Genomic DNA, 17861 nt, shown 5'->3' with positions numbered 1-17861 from the left:
AACGGCCGAGACACTGCCTTATCTGACTTTTTTTGGTAATGACTTTCACGCAAGGCCCCCTGCCCGGGGACCGCGCCCGACTTCGCGACTTGCGAGCCTGATTTGAAGAACCTCTACGTCCAACGCGCGATCCGGATTGGCGCGCCTTACGCCGCCACGGCGCTGGCGGTCGTCGCCGCCACGACCGTCCTGGACGCCTCCGGCGGAATATTGGCCCAGCGCCCGTTCGTCCCGCTCTTTTTCGTGTCCATGCTGATCACCGTTATGGCCGGCCCCGGACCGGGCGTTCTGGCCACGGTCCTCGGCGCGCTCATCGGCGACTTCCTGTTTCTGGAGCCACGGGGTTCTCTCGCGATCTACGCAAAAACAGATGCGATCAGATTGGCGGTCTTTGTGGCGCCTGCCCTCCTGTTCTCTCTCGGCGTCAGCTTGTACGGCCGCAGACAGCGCAGGCTCGTGGCCACCGAAATCGGCCGCACCCGGAGCCTCCTGCGAGAAGAGGCCAACGAGACCCTGCGAGAAAGCGAGGAGCGCTACCGCCGCTTGTTCGAGACCAGCCGCGACGGGATCGCCACGATTGATTTCGACGGCAGGATAGCAGACGCCAATCCGGCATTCCTGTCGATGCTTGGATACACGCTCACGGAACTGCGGGACCTGTGTTACCCAGACATAACGCCTGAACGCTGGCGCGAGACGGACGCTCGCATCCTTCGGGAGCTCATTCTGCCACTTGGAGATTCCGGCGAATTCGAAAAGGAATACATATGCAAGGATGGCTCCGTTTTGCCGGTGAGTGTCCGTGCATGGCCTATCCTCGACGCGCAGGGGAAAATCGTCGCCGTCAGGGCCTTCGTTCGCGACATAACGGAACGCAGGCGCGCGCAGGAGGCGCTGAAGATGGCCGACCAGCGCAAAGATGAATTCATCGCGACGCTCGCCCATGAACTGCGCAATCCACTCTCGCCCATTCGCAACGTCATCTATGTGCTGCGGCGCGAGTCAGCTCTGACGCGCCAGCGCGACAAGCAGCTTCTCGACATGGCCGAACGCCAGGTCGACCATCTCATCCGCCTCGTCAACGAGCTTCTGGATTTCTCCCGCATCTCCCGCGGCAAGATCGAATTGAAGAGAGAGAACGTCGACCTTCGGCTGGTGCTGCGGCACGCGATCGAAACGGCGCAGCCGGCCATTCGGTCGGGCGGCCACACGCTGCGCGCATCGTTCCCCGGCGTTCCCATGGTTGTCCATGGCGACTTCGTGCGGCTGGCGCAGATCTTCACCAATCTGCTGGACAACGCCGCGAAATATACGGAACACGGGGGAACGATCTCGCTCGTCGCCGACGCCAGCCGGACGGAAATCATCGTCACCGTCAGCGATACGGGCGTCGGTGTTCCCGCGGACATGCTCCCGTATATTTTCCATTATTTCACGCAGGTCGACCGCACGCTCGGGCGCGCGAAAGGCGGGCTCGGCATCGGCCTTGCGCTCGTCCGCACGCTACTGACCCTCCATGGTGGGACGGTCGAGGCGCACAGCGCCGGCGTCGGGGGCGGCAGCGCCTTTGTCGTCAAACTGCCCGCCGCCCCGGCTGAAGCCTCGGGCGCCGAGGAGCCTGCGCGAATAGCGGAGAAAAGCGCCCCGCGTCGAGTTCTCATCATCGACGACGAGAAAGACGTCGCCGACAGTTTCGCCGCGCTCCTTCAGCAACTGGGAGCCGTCGCCGAGGCGGTCTATTGCGGCGAGAGCGGCGTGGCGCGCATCGCCGCGCTGAGGCCGGAGATCGTGCTGCTCGACCTGGGAATGCCCGGTATCGACGGCTTCGAGACGGCCCGCCGCATCCGCGCCCTGCCGGAGGGACGCAAGCTTCTCCTGGTCGCGCTCAGCGGCTGGGGAGAAGAACAGGTTCAGGCGCGCATGGGTCCGGCAGGATTCGACCGACGCCTGACCAAGCCCGCCGAAGTCGAGGCTCTCGGCGCGCTGCTGAGCGCGCACCCTGCCGCGCAGGCGGCCCCGGACGGTTGACGGCCAGTGTGTTAGCTGCTGCGATAGGCGACTGCTCTGGCGGGGCGCTTCGTTCGGGATGGTTTCATTGCTCAGACCCTGCCTTTCCCTGCTGCTGCTCCCGCTGATGTCCCTGCCGGCCCCCGCCATCGCCAAGTCTTCCGGCGGCATCCGTTTCATGGAGCCCTACGCGGTCGAAGGGCTCGCCGTCGGCGCCACCGTCGCGCCGGGTTCGTGGCAATACAAGAGATACAAATGCCAGCCGAGCGAGCAATACGATCACGCGGTCGCCTGCCGCTTCAGCGAGACCAAGGACGGCGTCAACAAGACGCTCACCATCCTTCATCTCTACAACAATGTCGTCACCTACATTAACAAGTCCGTCGCGCCGGCTTTCTTCTCGCAAAAGGAAATCCAGAGCGAGCTCGAGCGGCTTTCCGCGCGCTTCGGCGGGCCGCCGCGCGTGGTTTCTTCGAGCGCCGGCGTGATTGCGTCATGGGGCGAAATTGAACTCGCGCCCCTGCGCGGCGACGCGCTCCGCGCGCTCAAGGCCGGAAAGAGCCCGCACCGTGGATTTCTCGTCGACTATCTGATGAATTTCCAGGAGTCTGCGCGCCGCGGTCTGCCGGTGTATGAGCTGGCGGGCGGCAGGGGTTTCGTCTGGATCGCGCGCTTTGCCGGCCCGAAAGAAGGCGCGCTGCGCTTTCTTGCCGCGGACCCTTCACAGATGACGAGAACCGACGCCCCGCGTGAACAGCCCCCGGCCCAGACGCGAGAAGCGCCGGCGCCCGCCCCGCGGGCGGAGGCGAGCCTCTCGACCGGGACCGGCTTTTTTGTCTCCGACAAGGGCTCGCTGGTCACCAATGCCCATGTGGTCCAGGATTGCGACCGCGTCATGGTCGCGCCAAGCCTGTCTTCGCCGACGCCCGCGCGGATTCTCGCGCGCGACGACGCCAACGATCTGGCCTTGCTCAAAATCGACGCCCCGTCTCCTGCACGGGCAAGGCTGCGGGCGGGCGTGAGGATCGGCGAACAGATTGCGGTTTTCGGCTATCCGCTCGTCGGCCTGCTCTCCACCAACGGCAATTTCACCCTGGGCAATGTGTCGGCCACCGCGGGCGCCGGCGACGATACGCGCTTCATCCAGATTTCCGCGCCGGTGCAGAGAGGCAATAGCGGCGGACCTGTCATGGACCAGAACGGCAATGTCGTTGGGGTCGTCGTGAGCAAGCTGAACGCTCTCGCCATCGCGGGAAAGGCGGACGACCTCGCCCAGAACGTCAATTTCGCCATCAAGACGACGGTCCTGATGAATTTCCTCGACGCCAACGGGGTGGCTTACGACGCTTCGGCGGGCGGCTCCCCGCTCGCGACGGCCGACCTCGCCGAGCGCGCCAAATCCATTTCCGCGCTCGTCGCCTGCGAGAAAAACGCCGAGTAGGCTCAGGCCTGCCGCACGAGCCGTGAGGCGAAAAACCCGTCTATTCCCGCGAGCCGCGGGTCTTCGTTGGGCCAGTAGCAGGGCAGCGTGCGCAGATCGCCGTCACGGTTGATGAACTCGGACGGCACGCCATCCGCCGGCGTCACGGGGTCGCGCCGGAAATCCGGGTTGCGACGCAGGAAGCTCGCGATCTGCTGCTCGCCCTCCTCTGGCTCGAGCGAACAGGTGCAATAGACGATTCGTCCGCCAGCCTTTGTAAGCAAGGCCGCGCGAGCCAGCATTTTCGTCTGCAGGGCGGCGAGCGTTTCGATATCGCCCGGCTTTTTGGTCCAGGGCACGTCCGGGTGGCGGCGCGCAGTGCCGGTGGCGGAACAGGGCGCGTCGATGAGAATGCCGTCGAAGGGCTGGGCCTGATAGCCGGTCGCGTCGGCGACGGCGACGTCGGCCCGGAGGCCGAGACGCGACAGATTGCCCGCGAGAACCTTCAGGCGCTCGGCCGAGCGGTCCAGCGCCACCACATGGGCGCGCGCCATGGCGAGCTGCGCCGTCTTGCCGCCAGGGGCGGCGCACATGTCGAGCAAGCGCTCGTCCGCCTTCGCGGAGAGGAGCCGGGCGGGCAGCGCCGCAGCAGCGTCCTGCACCCACCACTCCCCCTCTTCGTAGCCGGGGAGTTCAACGACCGGCGTGCGCGTGCGAAGGCGCACGGAGCCGGTCGGCAGCACGACGCCGTCGAGCCGCTCGGCCCATTCCTCAGGCCCGGACTTTACCGTCAGGTCGAGGGGCGGCTCGCGCATGTGCATCGCCGAAATGGCGCGGGCGGTCTCTTCGCCGTAATGTTTTCGCCAGCGCTGGAGGAGCCAGGCAGGCGTATCGTAATCCCCGCTCGCGGCCAGCTCCAGAAATTCGTCGCGCCGGCGCAGCAGATTGCGCAGCACCCCATTGACCAGTCCCGAATAGGGGGTGGTCTTGGGCTCGAGCTTCGTCGCGCGGACAGCGAGATCGATCGCCGCATGGTCGGCGGCGTCGAGGAAGAGAAGCTGCGCGGCGGCCGCGATGAGCGTGAATTCCAGTCGACCGGCCTGACGCGGAAGGCCGGTTTCGAGAAGCGTGGCCAGCGCATGACGGATGAGGCCCAGGCGGCGCAGCGCGACAGTGGCGATCGAGCGCGCAAGCGACACGTCGCGCGAATCGAGGCCCGTAAGGCGGCTGGGCACGGCCTGCGGCGAAAAACATTCATCGAGACGATGGCCGCCCTGCGCCACGTCTCCGATGATCGCGGCTGCGGCAAGGCGCGCGGGCAGGCCAGGTATCTTCGCAGCCTCCGCCTCGCGGGCGGCTTCCGCCGGAACAAATCCCTGCCTTGTCGATTGACGCCCTGTTTTCGGCCGCCCGCGGAATGGTTTACTATCGATCAAGCGGCCGTCTCCGCTGCCCCGTCCGGCGGGACCATAGCACAAGGCGGCGTCCGCGTGCGAGAACCTCGGTGATGGCCATGTCCGGGACGAAACAGACAAAAGACGTTGGAAACGCGGCCGGCGCAAACAGCCCACTGCCGCCGGCCGCGCAGCGCGCGCTGGCCGAAGCGGAGGCACGCCGAAAGGCCGCCGGCGCCGAGCGCCGGCCCGAAGAGCTCGGCGGCCGGGGCGGGCTCGATCCCGCCCGTTTCGGCGATTGGGAGGTCAAGGGAGTGGCGAGCGATTTCTAGCGCGATCGGCGCAGGCTAGCCGACGCCATTGGCGCGGAAAAAGGCCAGCATTCGCTCCCAGGCGTCCCGCGCCGCCTGCTCCCGATAGCTCGGCCGGTAATCTGAAAAGAAACCGTGCGGCGCGTCGTCATAGAGCATGATGTCCGCCGGCGCGTCCGCCTCGGCGAGGCGCTCCATCATGCGCGTCACGAGGTCGAGCGGGATGCTGGGATCGGCGCCACCATAGAGGCCGAGCGTCGGGACCTTTATTTCCGCCGCGACATCGATCGGCCAGCGCGGCTGCACGGCTGTATGGGAGCCGTCGAGCCGGCCATACCAGGGGACGCAGGCGGCAAGGTCCGGCCGATGCGCGGCGTAGAGCCAGGCGATGCGGCCGCCCCAGCAGAAGCCGGTCATGGCGGCCCGCTTCGGATCGGCGTCGCGGCTCACCGCGAAAGCGAGCGCCTCGTCGAAGATCGCCATTGTCTCCGCATCCGGAACCTTGGCCACGATCTCGCGAAGAATCGTGTCGATGTCTGGCGCCGCCATGGGATCGCCGTAACGGATCAGATAGTCCGGCGCCACGGCGAAATAGCCGAGCTTGGCCAGGCGGCGCACAATGTCGCGGATGTGCTCGTGCAAGCCGAAGATTTCTTGCGCCACAAGAACAACCGGCAGATTCCGGCCGCCTTCCGGTAAGGCGTAATAGGCCGGGGCGCCGCCGGGCAGCGTCGCCATTCCCTGCTCCAGCCCCTCGGCGCCGGTGTGAACGACATGCGCCGAAACGGCGCTCGCCGCGGCGGCAAAGCCTTTCCCCTGAAACCCTTGCGTCATGGTCGCTCCCTCCCCTGCTGCGCGCCATTCGAAAGATAGGTTGCGCCTTCTCGCGCGCGACGGCGAGCCCGGCCAATTTTGCGGCGCAAAACTCGGCCTTCTCATCTACCGGAAAAGAGCGTATATCGCCGCTCCGTTTGCGGAAGGACGCCCTTTCGCGCTGGAGAGGCTTTGTCCGTGTCTGCCCGGAAGCTTGTGTTCGAGCGGCCCCTCCCCCCTCGCGCGTCCGCTGGCGCGACCGACCCCATTTCCAAAAGGATTGCTTCATGACCCAGCAAGCGGGCGCGGAGGCGCAGGCCGCCACGAAAGCGGCCAGCCCCGACGAACATGGGCATGAACACGGCAAGGGGGGACTGCTCGGGCTGATCGTCGGCTCCATCGGCGTCGTTTACGGCGACATCGGCACGAGCCCGCTCTACGCCTTGCGCGAATCGCTCGCCCATGAGGCCCGCGCCGACGCGCTGACGGAGGAAGGCGTCATCGGCTCGATCTCGCTTCTGATCTTCGCGCTGATTTTCACCGTCACGATCAAATACATCTTCTTCGTGATGCGCGCCGACAACCGCGGCGAAGGCGGCATTCTCTCGCTGATGGCGCTGGCGCAGACTGCGCTCGGACGCCAGACGCGCATCGCCTTTCTGCTCGGCGTCGGCGGCGCGGCGCTCTTTGCGGGCGAGGCGATGATCACCCCGGCCATTTCCGTGCTGTCCGCGGTCGAGGGCCTCGAACTCGTGACGCATCGCTTCAGCGAATATGTGGCGCCGATCACCATCTTCATCCTGGTGACGCTCTTTTGGGTGCAAAGCAGCGGCACGGCCCGCGTCGCCGCCCTGTTCAGCCCGATCATGCTGGTCTTTTTCCTCACGCTCGGCGTGCTCGGCGGCGCGCATATCGCCGACGCACCGCAAGTGCTCGGGGCCTTCGACCCGCGCCACGGCCTCGTTTTTCTGCTCAACAATGGCTGGCTCGGCTTCGCCGTGCTGGGCTCGGTCTTCCTGTCGGTCACCGGCGTCGAGGCGCTCTATGCCGATATGGGCCATTTCGGCCGACGCCCCATCCAGATCGCCTGGCTGACCTTCGTGCTGCCGGCGCTTCTGCTCAACTATCTCGGCCAGGGGGCGCTCGTCCTCTCGCAGCCCGAGGCGGTCGGCAATCCCTTCTTCCTCATGGCCCCGGACTGGCTGCTTCTGCCGCTCGTCATCCTTTCGACGCTCGCCACGACCATCGCCGCGCAGGCCGTCATCACCGGCGCCTTCTCTCTTTCCCGGCAGGCGATCCAGCTCGGCCTACTGCCGCGCCTCGAAATCACCCATACCTCGGCCATGCTGGAGGGGCAGATCTACATCGGCCGCATCAACCGCCTGCTGCTGATCGGCGTCCTGCTGCTGGTCGTCGCCTTCAAGAGCTCCTCGGCGCTGGCCTCGGCCTATGGCATCGCCGTCACCGGCACGATGGTGCTCTCGACCTCGCTTCTGTTCATCGTCGCCTGGCGCAAATGGGGCTGGCCGCTGTGGCTCGCGATCCTGTTCGCCGCCTCCTTCCTCGTCGTCGAATTCACCTTCCTCGCGGCGAACCTCTTGAAAATCAAGGAAGGCGGCTGGGTGCCGCTGGCGCTCGGGGGCTGCGTGATGATCGTCATGTGGACATGGGTGCGGGGCACGCGGCTCCTGGCCGAGAAGACGCACCGGGACTCGATCCCGATCATGGACCTGATCGGGATGCTCCAGAAATCGAAACCGACCCGCGTGCCGGGAACGGCCATCTTTCTGACGAGCGACCCGAAGGTCGCGCCGGCGGCGCTCATGCACAACATCAAGCACAACAAGGTGCTGCACGAGCGCGTGCTGATCATCTGCGTGCGCACCGAGAACCGCCCGCGCGTCGCGCCCGAAAAGCGCTTCGAGCTGCAAAAGCTCTCCGACGATTTCGCCAGCGCCATCCTGCATTTTGGCTTCATGGAGAGCCCGCGCGTGCCGGCCGCCCTCGCGCTCATGCGGAAGTCGGGGTTCAAATATGACATCATGACCACGAGCTTCTTCCTTGGCCGGCGGACGATCAAGGAGAGCGCGGCGTCCGAGATGCCGGCCTGGCAAGACAAGCTTTTCGTGGCGCTGACCAAGCAGGCCGCCAACGCCACGGACTTCTTCTCGATACCTTCCGACCGGGTGGTCGAACTCGGGGCGCAGGTGACGATCTAGAGCTTTCGCCATTTCAAAAAGGGGATCGTCATGACGAAGCATGAGCAAATCGGCGTTCAGACGGCAAACCCCGAAACCAGGCCAGAGCACGCAGGGCAATCGACCGCCGCCTTGATTCTCGGGTCGATCGGCGTGGTCTATGGCGACATCGGCACGAGCCCGCTCTATGCGTTCCGCGAGTCGCTCGCCCACAGCGTGAAAGCCGACTTCCTGACCGAACAGGCGGTCGTCGGCGCCATCTCGCTCCTGATCTATGCGCTGCTCTTCACCGTCACCCTGAAGTATGTCCTCTTCCTGATGCGCGCCGACAACCGCGGCGAGGGCGGCACGCTTTCGCTGATGGCGCTCGCGGAGTCCTCGGTGGGCGGGCGGTCCGCCGTGATCTTCCTCCTCGGCGTCGCGGGCGCCGCGCTTTTTTCAGGCGACGCCATCATCACGCCGGCGATCTCCGTCCTCTCGGCTGTCGAGGGCCTCGAACTCGTGACCCATCATCTCAGCGGATACGTCATGCCGCTGACTCTCTTCATCCTGATCAGCCTGTTCTGGGTGCAAAGCCGCGGCACGGCGCGCGTCGCGAGCTTCTTCGGCCCGATCATGGTGATCTTCTTCGCCGTGATCGGCGGGCTCGGGGCCATGCACATCTCAGACGCGCCGCAGATCCTCTGGGCCTTCGATCCGCGTTCGGGCGTCGCCTTTCTCCTCGAGAACGGCTGGCTCGGATTCGCCGTCCTCGGCTCGGTCTTTCTCGGCGTCACGGGCGCCGAGGCGCTTTACGCCGACATGGGGCATTTCGGGCGCTTCCCGATCCAGGCGGCCTGGCTCTGCTTCGTGCTTCCCGCGCTGCTTCTCAATTATCTCGGTCAGGGCGCGCTGATCCTGTCGCGGCCCGAGGCGGTCGACAATCCCTTCTTTCTGCTTGCCCCGGACTGGGCCATGCTGCCGCTCGTCCTGCTCGCGACCGTCGCCACGGTCATCGCCAGCCAGGCCGTGATTACCGGCGCCTTCTCGATCGTTCGCCAGGCGATCCAGCTCGGGCTTCTGCCGCGACTGGAGATCACCCATACCTCGGCGATGCAGGAGGGGCAGATATACATTTCCCGCGTCAATCGGCTGCTGCTTCTCGGCGTCCTGCTGCTTGTCATCGCCTTCAGGAGCTCCTCGGCGCTCGCTTCGGCCTATGGCATCGCCGTGACCGGTACCATGGTGGTGACGACCGCGCTCGCTTTCATCGTGGTGCGCTACGACTGGAAGTGGCCGCTCTGGCTGAGCCTGATCGTCATCGCCTCGTTTCTGTCGGTCGATATCGCCTTCCTTGCCGCCAATCTTCTCAAGATCGTCGACGGGGGATGGGTCCCGGTGGCGCTCGGCGGCTGCTCCATGATCGTCATGTGGACCTGGGTGCGCGGCACGCGGCTCCTCAACGAGAAGACGCGCCGCGATTCGATCCCGATCCGCGAGCTCATCCCCATTTTGGAGAAATCGCGGCCGATGCGGGCGCCCGGCACGGCGGTTTTTCTGACGAACGACCCCAATGTCGCGCCGGCCTCGCTCATGCACAACATCAAGCACAACAAGGTGCTGCACGAGCATGTGCTGCTGCTTTGCGTGCGCGCCGAAAACCAGCCGCGGGTGCCGGTCGATAAAAGATACGAGATCGAGAAGCTGTCGGATGATTTCGCGGTCGCCGTTCTGCATTTCGGCTACATGGAAAGCCCCCGCGTGCCGGCCGCCCTTGCGCTCATGCGCAAGGCCGGCTTCCCCTGCGACGTCATGACCACGAGCTTCTTCGTCGGGCGGCGCGTGGTGAAGGAGAGCCCGTCCTCCGAGATGCCGGGGTGGCAGGACGCTCTCTATGTCGCCATGACCCGGCAGGCGTCGAGCGCGCCGGACTTCTTCGCCATCCCGCCGGATCGCGTCGTGGAGCTCGGCGCGCAGGTGACGATCTAGAGCGAGTTCACCCCCGCGCGCCCGCCGGCCGGCCCGACGCTCGCGAAGGGGGTGGACGAGAGGCGGGTCGAGGGACTAAGCCATCCACGACAAGAGGCGGGCGAACCGCCGAACCGGAAAGACTGCAACTTCTTATGGCCACCCGCATCGACGACCGATTTGCCGCCCTCGCCGCCGAGGGGCGCGCCGCCCTCGTGACCTTCGTGATGGCCGGCGACCCGGACCCCGAGACCTCGCTCGATATCGTGAAGGCGCTGCCCGCCGCCGGCGCCGATGTGATCGAGGTCGGCATGCCCTTCACCGATCCGATGGCCGACGGCCCTGCGATCCAGGCCGCCGGCCTGCGCGCGCTCAAGGCGGGCATGACGCTGAAGAAAACCCTGAAGCTCGTGACCGACTTCCGCGCTGGGGACAATGAAACGCCCATCGTTCTGATGGGCTATTACAATCCGATTTACGTCTATGGCGTGGACCGTTTCCTCGCCGACGCCACGGCCGCCGGCGTCGACGGGCTGATCGTCGTCGATCTGCCGCCGGAGGAGGATCAGGAGCTCTGCATTCCGGCGCGTGACGCAGGGCTGAATTTCATCCGCCTCGCCACCCCGACGACCAACGACAGGCGTCTGCCCAAGGTGCTCGAAAACACCTCCGGTTTCGTCTATTATGTCTCGCTGACGGGCATCACCGGCGCGGCGCTCGCCGATTACGCGGGCGTGAGCGAGGCCGTTCGGCGCATCAAGGGCCACACCGGCCTGCCGATCGCCGTCGGCTTCGGCGTGAAGAACGCGGAAAACGCCGCCGAGATCGCACGGAACGCGGATGGCGTCGTGGTCGGCTCGGCGCTGGTGGACGCGTTGAAAGCGTCGCTCGGCCCCGCCAATGAGGCGACCGACAGGAGCGTCGAGGCGGTGGCCTCGCTCGTGTCGAGCATTGCGGCGGGCGTGCGCGGGGCGCGGAAGGCGGCCGCGTCCGCCAGAAGCGGCGGCGCATTTTCCTGGCTCACGAGGCTTTGGGCATGAACTGGTATTCCAACGTCGTCCCGCCGAAGATCAAGGCTCTCATCAAGCGCGAGGCCCCGGAAAACCTCTGGGTGAAATGCCCGGAGAGCGGTCAGCTCGTCTTCCACAAGGACATTGAGGCCAATCTCTATGTCGTGCCGGGCTCGGGCTATCACATGCGCTGCCCGGTCGAGGTGCGGCTCGCGACGCTCTTCGACGACGCCGAGATGGAGCTTCTGCCGACGCCCGAGACGCCGCTCGATCCGCTGAAATTCCGCGACATCAAGCGCTATGTCGACAAGCTGAAGGAATATCGCCTCAAGACCGGCGCCCAGGACGCCGTGACGCTCGCCACCGGCAAGCTTGACGGTTCGCAAGTCACGGTGGCCGTGCAGGATTTTGACTTTCTCGGCGGTTCGCTCGGCATGGCCGCGGGCGAGGCGATCGTCGCCGGGGCGGAACATGCGCTCTCGCGCCGCACGCCCTTCATCATCTTCACGGCTTCGGGCGGCGCGCGCATGCAGGAAGGCATGTTCTCGCTGATGCAGATGCCGCGCACGACCATCGCCGTGCAGCGCCTGCGCGACGCGCGCCTGCCCTATATCGTCGTGCTCACCAATCCGACGACGGGCGGCGTGACCGCCTCCTACGCCATGCTGGGCGACGTGCAGATCGCCGAGCCCGGCGCCATCATCGGCTTCGCCGGCGCCCGCGTCATCGAGCAGACCATTCGCGAGAAGCTGCCCGAAGGATTTCAGCGCGCCGAATATCTGCGCGATCACGGCATGGTCGACATGGTGGTGCCGCGTCAGGAGATGCGCGAGACGCTCGCGCGCCTGTGCGGCCTGCTCACCAAGGCGCCGCCGCGCCGCGCCGCCTGACGCAGGAAGGCGCGGCCGCCATGGATCAGCATGACGCGATCCTGTCGCGACTGCTCACGCTCCATCCCAAGAAGATCGACCTGTCGCTCGGGCGCACCGAGCGACTGCTGGAGGCGCTCGGCCGTCCCGATCTGCGCCTGCCGCCGACGATTCACGTCGCCGGCACCAATGGCAAGGGCTCGACCATCGCCTTTCTGCGCGCCATGCTGGAGGCCGCCGGCCAGCGCGTGCATGTCTATACGTCGCCGCATCTCATACGTTTCAACGAGCGCATCCGGCTCGGCGCCGAAGGCGGAGGCAGGCTCGTCGACGACGCCCGCCTCAACGCCGTTCTCGAGCGTTGCGAGGAGGCCAATGGCGGCCAGCCCATCACCTTCTTCGAGGTGACGACGGCCGCCGCCTTCGCCCTCTTCGCCGAGACGCCCGCCGACTGGCTGCTGCTCGAGACGGGTCTGGGCGGCCGCTATGACGCGACGAACGTCATCCGTGAGCCGAAAGCGACGATCGTCACCTCGGTCTCGCTCGATCACATGGAGTTCCTCGGCGATACGGTCGAAAAGATCGCCTATGAGAAGGCGGGCATCTTCAAGCGCGGCGTACCGGCGATCATCGGCTTTCAGCACATGGGCGCCGAGAACGTGCTGGCGCGCGAAGCCCGCCGGGCCGGCGCTCCGCTTTTCGTTGCGGGCCAGGATTTCCATGTCCGCGAGGAGAACGGGCGCCTCGTCTTCGAGGATGAGCGCGGCCTTCTCGACTTGCCGCTGCCGCGCCTTGCGGGGCGACACCAGCATTTCAACGCCGCCGGCGCCATCGCCGCGCTTCGGGCGGTTGCGCCGGATTTCCCCGCAAAGGCCATGGAGCAGGGGCTTGCGCGGGCGGAATGGCCCGCCCGCCTGCAAAGGTTGCTGCGCGGGCGCATCGTCGATCTCGCGCCCGCGGGCGCGGAGGTCTGGCTCGACGGCGGCCACAATGAGGACGGCGGCCGCGTGCTGGCCGAGGCCATGGCCGAATTCCACGACCGCGCGCCGCGCCCGCTGGCGCTGATCTGCGGCGCCCAGACGACGAAGGACGTGCGCGCCCTGCTGCGCCATTTCGCCGGGCTGGCGCGCGACGTCGTGGCCGTGCCGGTCGAAGGCGAACACAAGAGCTGGCCGCCGGAGGAAGTCGCGGCGCTGGCGAGAGCCGAGGGCATACCCTCGGCCGCAGCGGCAAACAATGTCGAGGAGGCGCTGCGGATTCTGGCGTCGCGCCCCTTCGAGCAGCCGCCGCGCGTGCTGATTGCCGGCTCGCTCTATCTCGCGGCGGCGGTGCTCGCGGCCAATGGCTCGCAGATCGAATAGCGCGCCCTCAGAATTCACAGAAGCGGCGAGACGGTATAAGTGGGGAGCGCGTCCCGCGGGGCGCGCTCCCTTCCTCCCGCAGGCGAAGCCTTGTTCCCGGAGCCCGGATAGATGACCCTGATGTTGGCCAGCGTTCTGTCGCGCGAGGAAGCGGAGGTCGCCCTCGCCCATGGCGCCGACATCATCGACTGCAAGGACCCCGCGCGCGGCGCGTTGGGCGCGCTGCCGCTGGCGCAGGTCGCCGACATTGTCGCCGTCGTCGGCGGCCGCCGACCGGTGAGCGCGGTGGTCGATCTGCCGCATGACGTAGCTCACGCCCGCCGCGCCTTCGAGGAGGCGGCCGCAACCGGCGTCGAATTCGTGAAATTCGCCCTGCCGCTCACGCCCGACGCCGGCGAGATTGTCGCCGCCCTCGCGCCGCTCGCGCAGCGGCTTCGGATCGTCGCGGTCCTCTTTGCCGATCTCGGGCCGGATTTCGAGGTTCTGCCCGCGCTGGCGGCGGCCGGCTTCCACGGCGCCATGCTCGACACGGCGCACAAGGGCAAGGGGCGGCTCATCGACATGATGCCGGTCGGCGCGCTCTCGGACTTCACGGCGCGCTGCCGCGAACTCGGCCTCGCCGCCGGCCTCGCCGGCGCGCTGGAGCCGCCGGACGTGCCGCGCCTTCTCGTCACTGGCCCCGAAGTGCTGGGCTTTCGCGGCGCGCTCTGCGCCCATGGCGACCGCCGCGCCGGGATCGACGCCGACGCCACGGCGCTCATTCGCGACCTCATTCCCACGCGCCGCGAGCAGATCGACACGCTCGCCGCCGAATGGGCGCTGATCGCGCGCGGCTATATCGAGCCGCCGGGCCTCAATGAAACGGACTGCGTCTTTCTCCACGATTACGTCGTGCCGGTGGAGGTCGGCGCCTATGCGCATGAATATGGCCACACCCAGCGCGTCCGCTTCAACGTCGACGCCGAGGTGGCGCGCGCCGACGTAACCGACGACATGCGCTCGGTCTTTTCCTACGACGTCATCATGGACGCGATCAAAGTGATCCTCTCGGGCGGGCATATCGCCATGGTCGAGACGATCGCCGAGCGGTTGGCGGAAAGCGTGCTGCTGCACGAACGGGTGCGCTGCGTCACGGTGCAGGTCGAGAAGCTCGACGTGGCGCCGGGCGCGGTCGGCGTCAAAATCCGCCGCGAGCGCCACCCCGACGCGCTTCGCATAAAGGGGAATTGAGGATGACGCGGGAGGCGCCCGCCGGGGCGCGCCCCCTGCTCGTCGCCAAGATCGGCGGCAGTCTCCACGCTTCGCCCGATCTCGCACGCTGGATCGCGGCGCTGCGCCGATGGCCGCATCGCCTCACTCTCGTCGCGGGCGGCGGCCCCTTCGCCGACGCCGTGCGCGCCGCGCAGCCCCGGCTCGGCTTCGACGATGATACGGCGCACGCCATGGCCGTGCTCGCCATGGAGCAATATGCGCTGGCGCTGGCGCAGCTCCACGGCCTCGATCTCGCCGCGCGCCCCGACGAGATCGACGCCCTTCACGCGCGGGGCCGGCCGGCGCTGTGGCGCGCTTCGGCCATGGTTTCGGCGGCGGCGGAAATCGCGCCGGGCTGGGACGTGACCTCCGACAGCCTCGCGGCCTGGCTCGCGCGCCGCTGCGGCGCGCAATCGCTGCTGATGGTCAAGAGCGTCGATGTTCTCCCGGATTCCGCCATGGCGAGCCTCGTCTCGGCCGGCGTTGTCGATCCTGCCTTTCCAGCCTATGTCGACGGAACGCCCGTCGTCGTCGCCGGTCCCGGCGCGCTCGCCTCTGCGGGCGAGCTCCTGGCCGGCGGCGCTCTGCCCGGCGCGCACGTCTCAACATAAGAAGATCGTTTCATGAGCAAGAAGAACGTCGTCACGCCGCGCTGGGGATGGGCGCTCACGGGCTCCGGGCATTTCTTTACCGAATGTCTAGAGATGATCCGCTCGCTCGACCATTGCGACCTCTTCGTCAGCAAGGCGGCGGCCGAAGTCGTGCGGATGTACAAGCACGACCTCGATCTCCCCGACACGATCCGCATCTTCAAGGACACGACCGCGAGCGCGGCGCCGGTCGGCGGCTTCTACTACAACGTCTATCACACGCTGGTGGTGGCGCCGGCGACATCGAACACGGTCGCCAAGGCCGTCGTCGGCATTTCCGACAATCTGGCGACCAATGTCTTCGCCCAGGCCGGCAAATGCCGCGTGCCGACCATCGTTTTCGCCTGCGACACCGCCCCCGAACTCGAAACGCGCGCGCCAAAAGGCATGGTGATGGTCTATCCCCGTCGGATCGACCTCGAAAACACCGACAAGCTCAAATCCTTCGAGGCCACGCAGGTGGTCGAGAGCCTCGCGGCCCTTCAGGAGGCCGTGGAGCGGCGCAAGCGCGAACTGGCGGAGCACGTCTGAGCCGGGCGCCCGATGCGCCTGTCACATTTGACTAAGCTTTCCGCCGTCCCCTAGAGGGGTGGGCCGGCCACGGGCCGACACTTAAGTCACGTCATCCGGCCCTTTCACGAAAGCCCGAGCATGAGCGAGCGCCTTCTATTCCTCACCGGACATCTCGCCTATCCGCGGCTGGAGCGGATGGTGGCGAGCTTCGGCGAGGCGGCGCGCGACTGGCGCATCTTCGACATTGGCGTGAAGGTCGCGGCGCTGATGACGCAGGACATCATCCTGCGCCGCCTGCCCCGCCCGGTTGAAGCCGACCGCGTCATTCTGCCGGGCCGCTGCCGCGCCGATCTCGAAACGCTCAGCGATGAATTCGGCGTGCGCTTCGAGCGCGGACCGGAGGAGATCGCCGACCTTCCGGCCTATCTCGGACGCGGCGGCGTCGCGCCCGATCTCTCCCGCTACGACATGCGCATTTTCGCCGAGATCGTCGACGCCTCGAAGATGAGCGTGGCGGCGGTTCTGGACAAGGCGCGCGAACTGACCCGCGCCGGCGCCGATGTGATCGATTTGGGCTGCCTGCCCGACACGCCCTTCGAGCACATGGAAGAAACGATCGCCGCGCTGAAGGCGGAGGGGCTGAAGGTTTCGGTCGATTCGGCCAATGTCGAGGAATTGAAACGCGCGGTCGCGGCCGGCGCCGATCATCTCCTGAGCCTCGACGAAGATACGCTTGCGATATTGCCCGACAATTCGGCCCTCGTTCCGGTGCTGGTGCCCCGCCCGCATGGCGATCTCGACTCCCTCCAGCGCGCCGCCAGCATCGCCCGCGCGCGGGGAATCGACTTCATTCTCGATCCCATTCTCGACCCCATCCACTTTGGATTCGCGGCCTCCGTTGCGCGTTACGTGGAGCTGCGCGCGCGGGAGCCCGAGGCCGAGATCATGATGGGCACGGGCAATCTCACCGAACTCACGGACGCGGACACAGCCGGCATAACGGCGGCGATGCTCGGGATATGTTCGGAGCTTCATATCCGCCATCTGCTCACCGTGCAGGTCAGCCCGCACACCCGGCGCACGCTTCAGGAGCACGACGCCGCGCGACGTCTGATGTACGCCGCGCGCGCCGACCGCGCGCTGCCGAAGGGCTATAGCGACGCGCTGTTGCAGGTGCACGACAAGCGACCCTATGCCGCGACCCCGGCGGAAATCGCCGAGCTCGCCCGCGAATTGCGCGACGCCAATTTCCGCATCGAGACGACGCAGGACGGCGTGCACATTTTCGCCAAGCACTTCCACGCGGTGGAAAAGGACGCGATGGCTCTCTTTCCGCATCTCAATGTCGAGCAGGACGGCGCGCACGCCTTCTATCTCGGCGCGGAGCTGATGAAGGCCGAGCTCGCCTTCAAGCTCGGCAAGCGTTACCGCCAGGACGAACCGCTCGGCTTTGGCGTCGCCATGGACATCGACGAGGAAGAAGCGACCCGCTTCAAGGAAGCGGGGCACACCATGCGCAAGGCGGGCGAGGGAAAAGGAAATGCCTCTGATTCATGAGTGCGTCGTCACGACGCTGTCCCCGGACGGGCGCCCGCATGTGGCGCCGCTCGGCCTCATCGAGGAGGGCGCGCATTGGATCGCCGCCCCCTTCCGGCCCTCGACCACCCTGTTCAATCTCGAACATGGCAAGAAATTCACGGCGAGCTTTACGGATGATGCGCGCGTCTTCGCGGGCCTGGTGACGGGCGTGCGCAGCTTCCCGCTCACCGACATCGAAGGCTGGCCTGCGCCCCGCCTCTCCGGCGCCCTCGCCCATGCGGAGCTGGAAATCATCCGCGTCGAGGAGGACGAGACTCGCCCGCGCTTCTTCTGCCGCGTGAGACACACGGAATCGCACCGGCCGTTTCTCGGCATGAACCGCGCCCGCGCCGCCGTGCTGGAGGCGGCCATTCTCGCGACGCGGCTTGGGCGCCTGTCCCGCGAGAAGATCGAAAGCGAGCTCGCCTATCTCCAGATCGCAATCGAGAAGACCGCCGGCGACGCAGAGCGCGAAGCATGGGACGTGGTGATGAAGAAGATCGAATCTCATCTCGATAAAGAGGCGGGCTGACGTTTCA

15 protein-coding genes are annotated in these 17861 nt (G+C 66.6%); 13 read left to right on the top strand and 2 right to left on the bottom strand.

Annotated elements, in window-relative coordinates; genetic code table 11:
- Positions 1-102: 102 nt before the first annotated feature.
- Both WOC76_RS08820 and WOC76_RS08815 read left to right on the top strand, forming a co-directional pair.
- Entirely contained in the window at positions 103-2028 is a 1926-nt protein-coding gene (locus WOC76_RS08820; RefSeq protein ID WP_341107517.1) for a PAS domain S-box protein, read from the top strand.
- A gap of 67 nt (positions 2029-2095) precedes the next feature.
- Positions 2096-3448 (top strand): S1C family serine protease, encoded by a 1353-nt coding sequence (locus WOC76_RS08815; protein WP_341107518.1) that lies wholly within the window; start codon positions 2096-2098, stop codon positions 3446-3448.
- A 2-nt stretch (positions 3449-3450) separates the two neighbouring features.
- Here WOC76_RS08815 and WOC76_RS08810 read toward each other — a convergent pair whose 3' ends face one another.
- The gene (locus WOC76_RS08810) at positions 3451-4863 is read right to left on the bottom strand and encodes an RsmB/NOP family class I SAM-dependent RNA methyltransferase (RefSeq protein WP_445730640.1); all 1413 of its coding nucleotides are present in this window, start codon (positions 4861-4863) and stop codon (positions 3451-3453) included.
- 77 nt (positions 4864-4940) lie between these two features.
- Between WOC76_RS08810 and WOC76_RS08805 the strand changes: the two genes are divergently transcribed.
- Positions 4941-5153: a DUF1674 domain-containing protein gene (locus WOC76_RS08805; RefSeq protein ID WP_341107519.1), complete on the top strand. Its 213-nt coding sequence runs from the start codon at positions 4941-4943 to the stop codon at positions 5151-5153.
- 15 nt (positions 5154-5168) lie between these two features.
- Here WOC76_RS08805 and WOC76_RS08800 read toward each other — a convergent pair whose 3' ends face one another.
- Positions 5169-5966 carry a dienelactone hydrolase family protein gene (locus tag WOC76_RS08800; RefSeq protein ID WP_341107520.1) on the bottom strand — a complete coding sequence of 266 codons (798 nt, stop codon included), beginning with the start codon at positions 5964-5966 and terminating at the stop codon, positions 5169-5171.
- 266 nt (positions 5967-6232) lie between these two features.
- Between WOC76_RS08800 and WOC76_RS08795 the strand changes: the two genes are divergently transcribed.
- The 10 genes from WOC76_RS08795 to WOC76_RS08750 all read left to right on the top strand — a co-directional run bounded on the left by WOC76_RS08795 (position 6233) and on the right by WOC76_RS08750 (position 17854).
- A complete protein-coding gene (locus tag WOC76_RS08795) occupies positions 6233-8164 on the top strand; it encodes a potassium transporter Kup (protein ID WP_341107522.1) in 1932 nt (643 codons plus the stop codon).
- 30 nt (positions 8165-8194) lie between these two features.
- Complete coding sequence (locus tag WOC76_RS08790) at positions 8195-10111, top strand: potassium transporter Kup (protein WP_341388016.1); 1917 nt, start codon at positions 8195-8197, stop codon at positions 10109-10111.
- A gap of 134 nt (positions 10112-10245) precedes the next feature.
- The gene (gene trpA / locus WOC76_RS08785; protein ID WP_341107524.1) at positions 10246-11130 is read left to right on the top strand and encodes a tryptophan synthase subunit alpha; all 885 of its coding nucleotides are present in this window, start codon (positions 10246-10248) and stop codon (positions 11128-11130) included.
- Complete coding sequence (gene accD, locus WOC76_RS08780; protein WP_341107526.1) at positions 11127-11990, top strand: acetyl-CoA carboxylase, carboxyltransferase subunit beta; 864 nt, start codon at positions 11127-11129, stop codon at positions 11988-11990. Before trpA ends, accD begins: the two co-directional genes overlap by 4 nt.
- A gap of 20 nt (positions 11991-12010) precedes the next feature.
- Positions 12011-13330: a bifunctional folylpolyglutamate synthase/dihydrofolate synthase gene (locus WOC76_RS08775; protein WP_341107528.1), complete on the top strand. Its 1320-nt coding sequence runs from the start codon at positions 12011-12013 to the stop codon at positions 13328-13330.
- Positions 13331-13441: 111 nt separating this feature from the next.
- A complete protein-coding gene (locus WOC76_RS08770) occupies positions 13442-14560 on the top strand; it encodes a (5-formylfuran-3-yl)methyl phosphate synthase (RefSeq protein ID WP_341107530.1) in 1119 nt (372 codons plus the stop codon).
- A 2-nt stretch (positions 14561-14562) separates the two neighbouring features.
- Positions 14563-15192, top strand: a complete 630-nt coding sequence (locus tag WOC76_RS08765; protein WP_341107531.1) for an amino acid kinase family protein — start codon at positions 14563-14565, stop codon at positions 15190-15192.
- A gap of 12 nt (positions 15193-15204) precedes the next feature.
- A complete protein-coding gene (locus WOC76_RS08760; RefSeq protein WP_341107532.1) occupies positions 15205-15762 on the top strand; it encodes a flavoprotein in 558 nt (185 codons plus the stop codon).
- Between the two features lie 120 nt (positions 15763-15882).
- Positions 15883-17301 carry a DUF6513 domain-containing protein gene (locus WOC76_RS08755; RefSeq protein WP_341107534.1) on the top strand — a complete coding sequence of 473 codons (1419 nt, stop codon included), beginning with the start codon at positions 15883-15885 and terminating at the stop codon, positions 17299-17301.
- Positions 17285-17854 carry a DUF447 domain-containing protein gene (locus tag WOC76_RS08750; RefSeq protein WP_341107535.1) on the top strand — a complete coding sequence of 190 codons (570 nt, stop codon included), beginning with the start codon at positions 17285-17287 and terminating at the stop codon, positions 17852-17854. The genes WOC76_RS08755 and WOC76_RS08750 overlap by 17 nt, the downstream gene beginning before the upstream one ends.
- Positions 17855-17861: the final 7 nt, after the last annotated feature.

The sequence above is a fragment of the Methylocystis sp. IM3 genome, from assembly GCF_038070105.1.
In the GTDB taxonomy this organism is placed as follows: Bacteria; Pseudomonadota; Alphaproteobacteria; order Rhizobiales; family Beijerinckiaceae; genus Methylocystis.
This window is presented reverse-complemented; position numbering and strand designations above follow the sequence as displayed.

What these genes read in the sequence shown, in the direction of transcription:
- WOC76_RS08805 (WP_341107519.1), top strand. Translation starts at nt 4,941, where the DNA reads ATGTCCGGGACGAAACAGACAAAAGACGTTGGAAACGCGGCCGGCGCA.
- WOC76_RS08800 (WP_341107520.1), bottom strand. Translation starts at nt 5,966, where the DNA reads ATGACGCAAGGGTTTCAGGGGAAAGGCTTTGCCGCCGCGGCGAGCGCC.
- WOC76_RS08795 (WP_341107522.1), top strand. Translation starts at nt 6,233, where the DNA reads ATGACCCAGCAAGCGGGCGCGGAGGCGCAGGCCGCCACGAAAGCGGCC.
- WOC76_RS08790 (WP_341388016.1), top strand. Translation starts at nt 8,195, where the DNA reads ATGACGAAGCATGAGCAAATCGGCGTTCAGACGGCAAACCCCGAAACC.
- trpA (WP_341107524.1), top strand. Translation starts at nt 10,246, where the DNA reads ATGGCCACCCGCATCGACGACCGATTTGCCGCCCTCGCCGCCGAGGGG.
- accD (WP_341107526.1), top strand. Translation starts at nt 11,127, where the DNA reads ATGAACTGGTATTCCAACGTCGTCCCGCCGAAGATCAAGGCTCTCATC.
- WOC76_RS08775 (WP_341107528.1), top strand. Translation starts at nt 12,011, where the DNA reads ATGGATCAGCATGACGCGATCCTGTCGCGACTGCTCACGCTCCATCCC.
- WOC76_RS08770 (WP_341107530.1), top strand. Translation starts at nt 13,442, where the DNA reads ATGACCCTGATGTTGGCCAGCGTTCTGTCGCGCGAGGAAGCGGAGGTC.
- WOC76_RS08765 (WP_341107531.1), top strand. Translation starts at nt 14,563, where the DNA reads ATGACGCGGGAGGCGCCCGCCGGGGCGCGCCCCCTGCTCGTCGCCAAG.
- WOC76_RS08760 (WP_341107532.1), top strand. Translation starts at nt 15,205, where the DNA reads ATGAGCAAGAAGAACGTCGTCACGCCGCGCTGGGGATGGGCGCTCACG.
- WOC76_RS08755 (WP_341107534.1), top strand. Translation starts at nt 15,883, where the DNA reads ATGAGCGAGCGCCTTCTATTCCTCACCGGACATCTCGCCTATCCGCGG.
- WOC76_RS08750 (WP_341107535.1), top strand. Translation starts at nt 17,285, where the DNA reads ATGCCTCTGATTCATGAGTGCGTCGTCACGACGCTGTCCCCGGACGGG.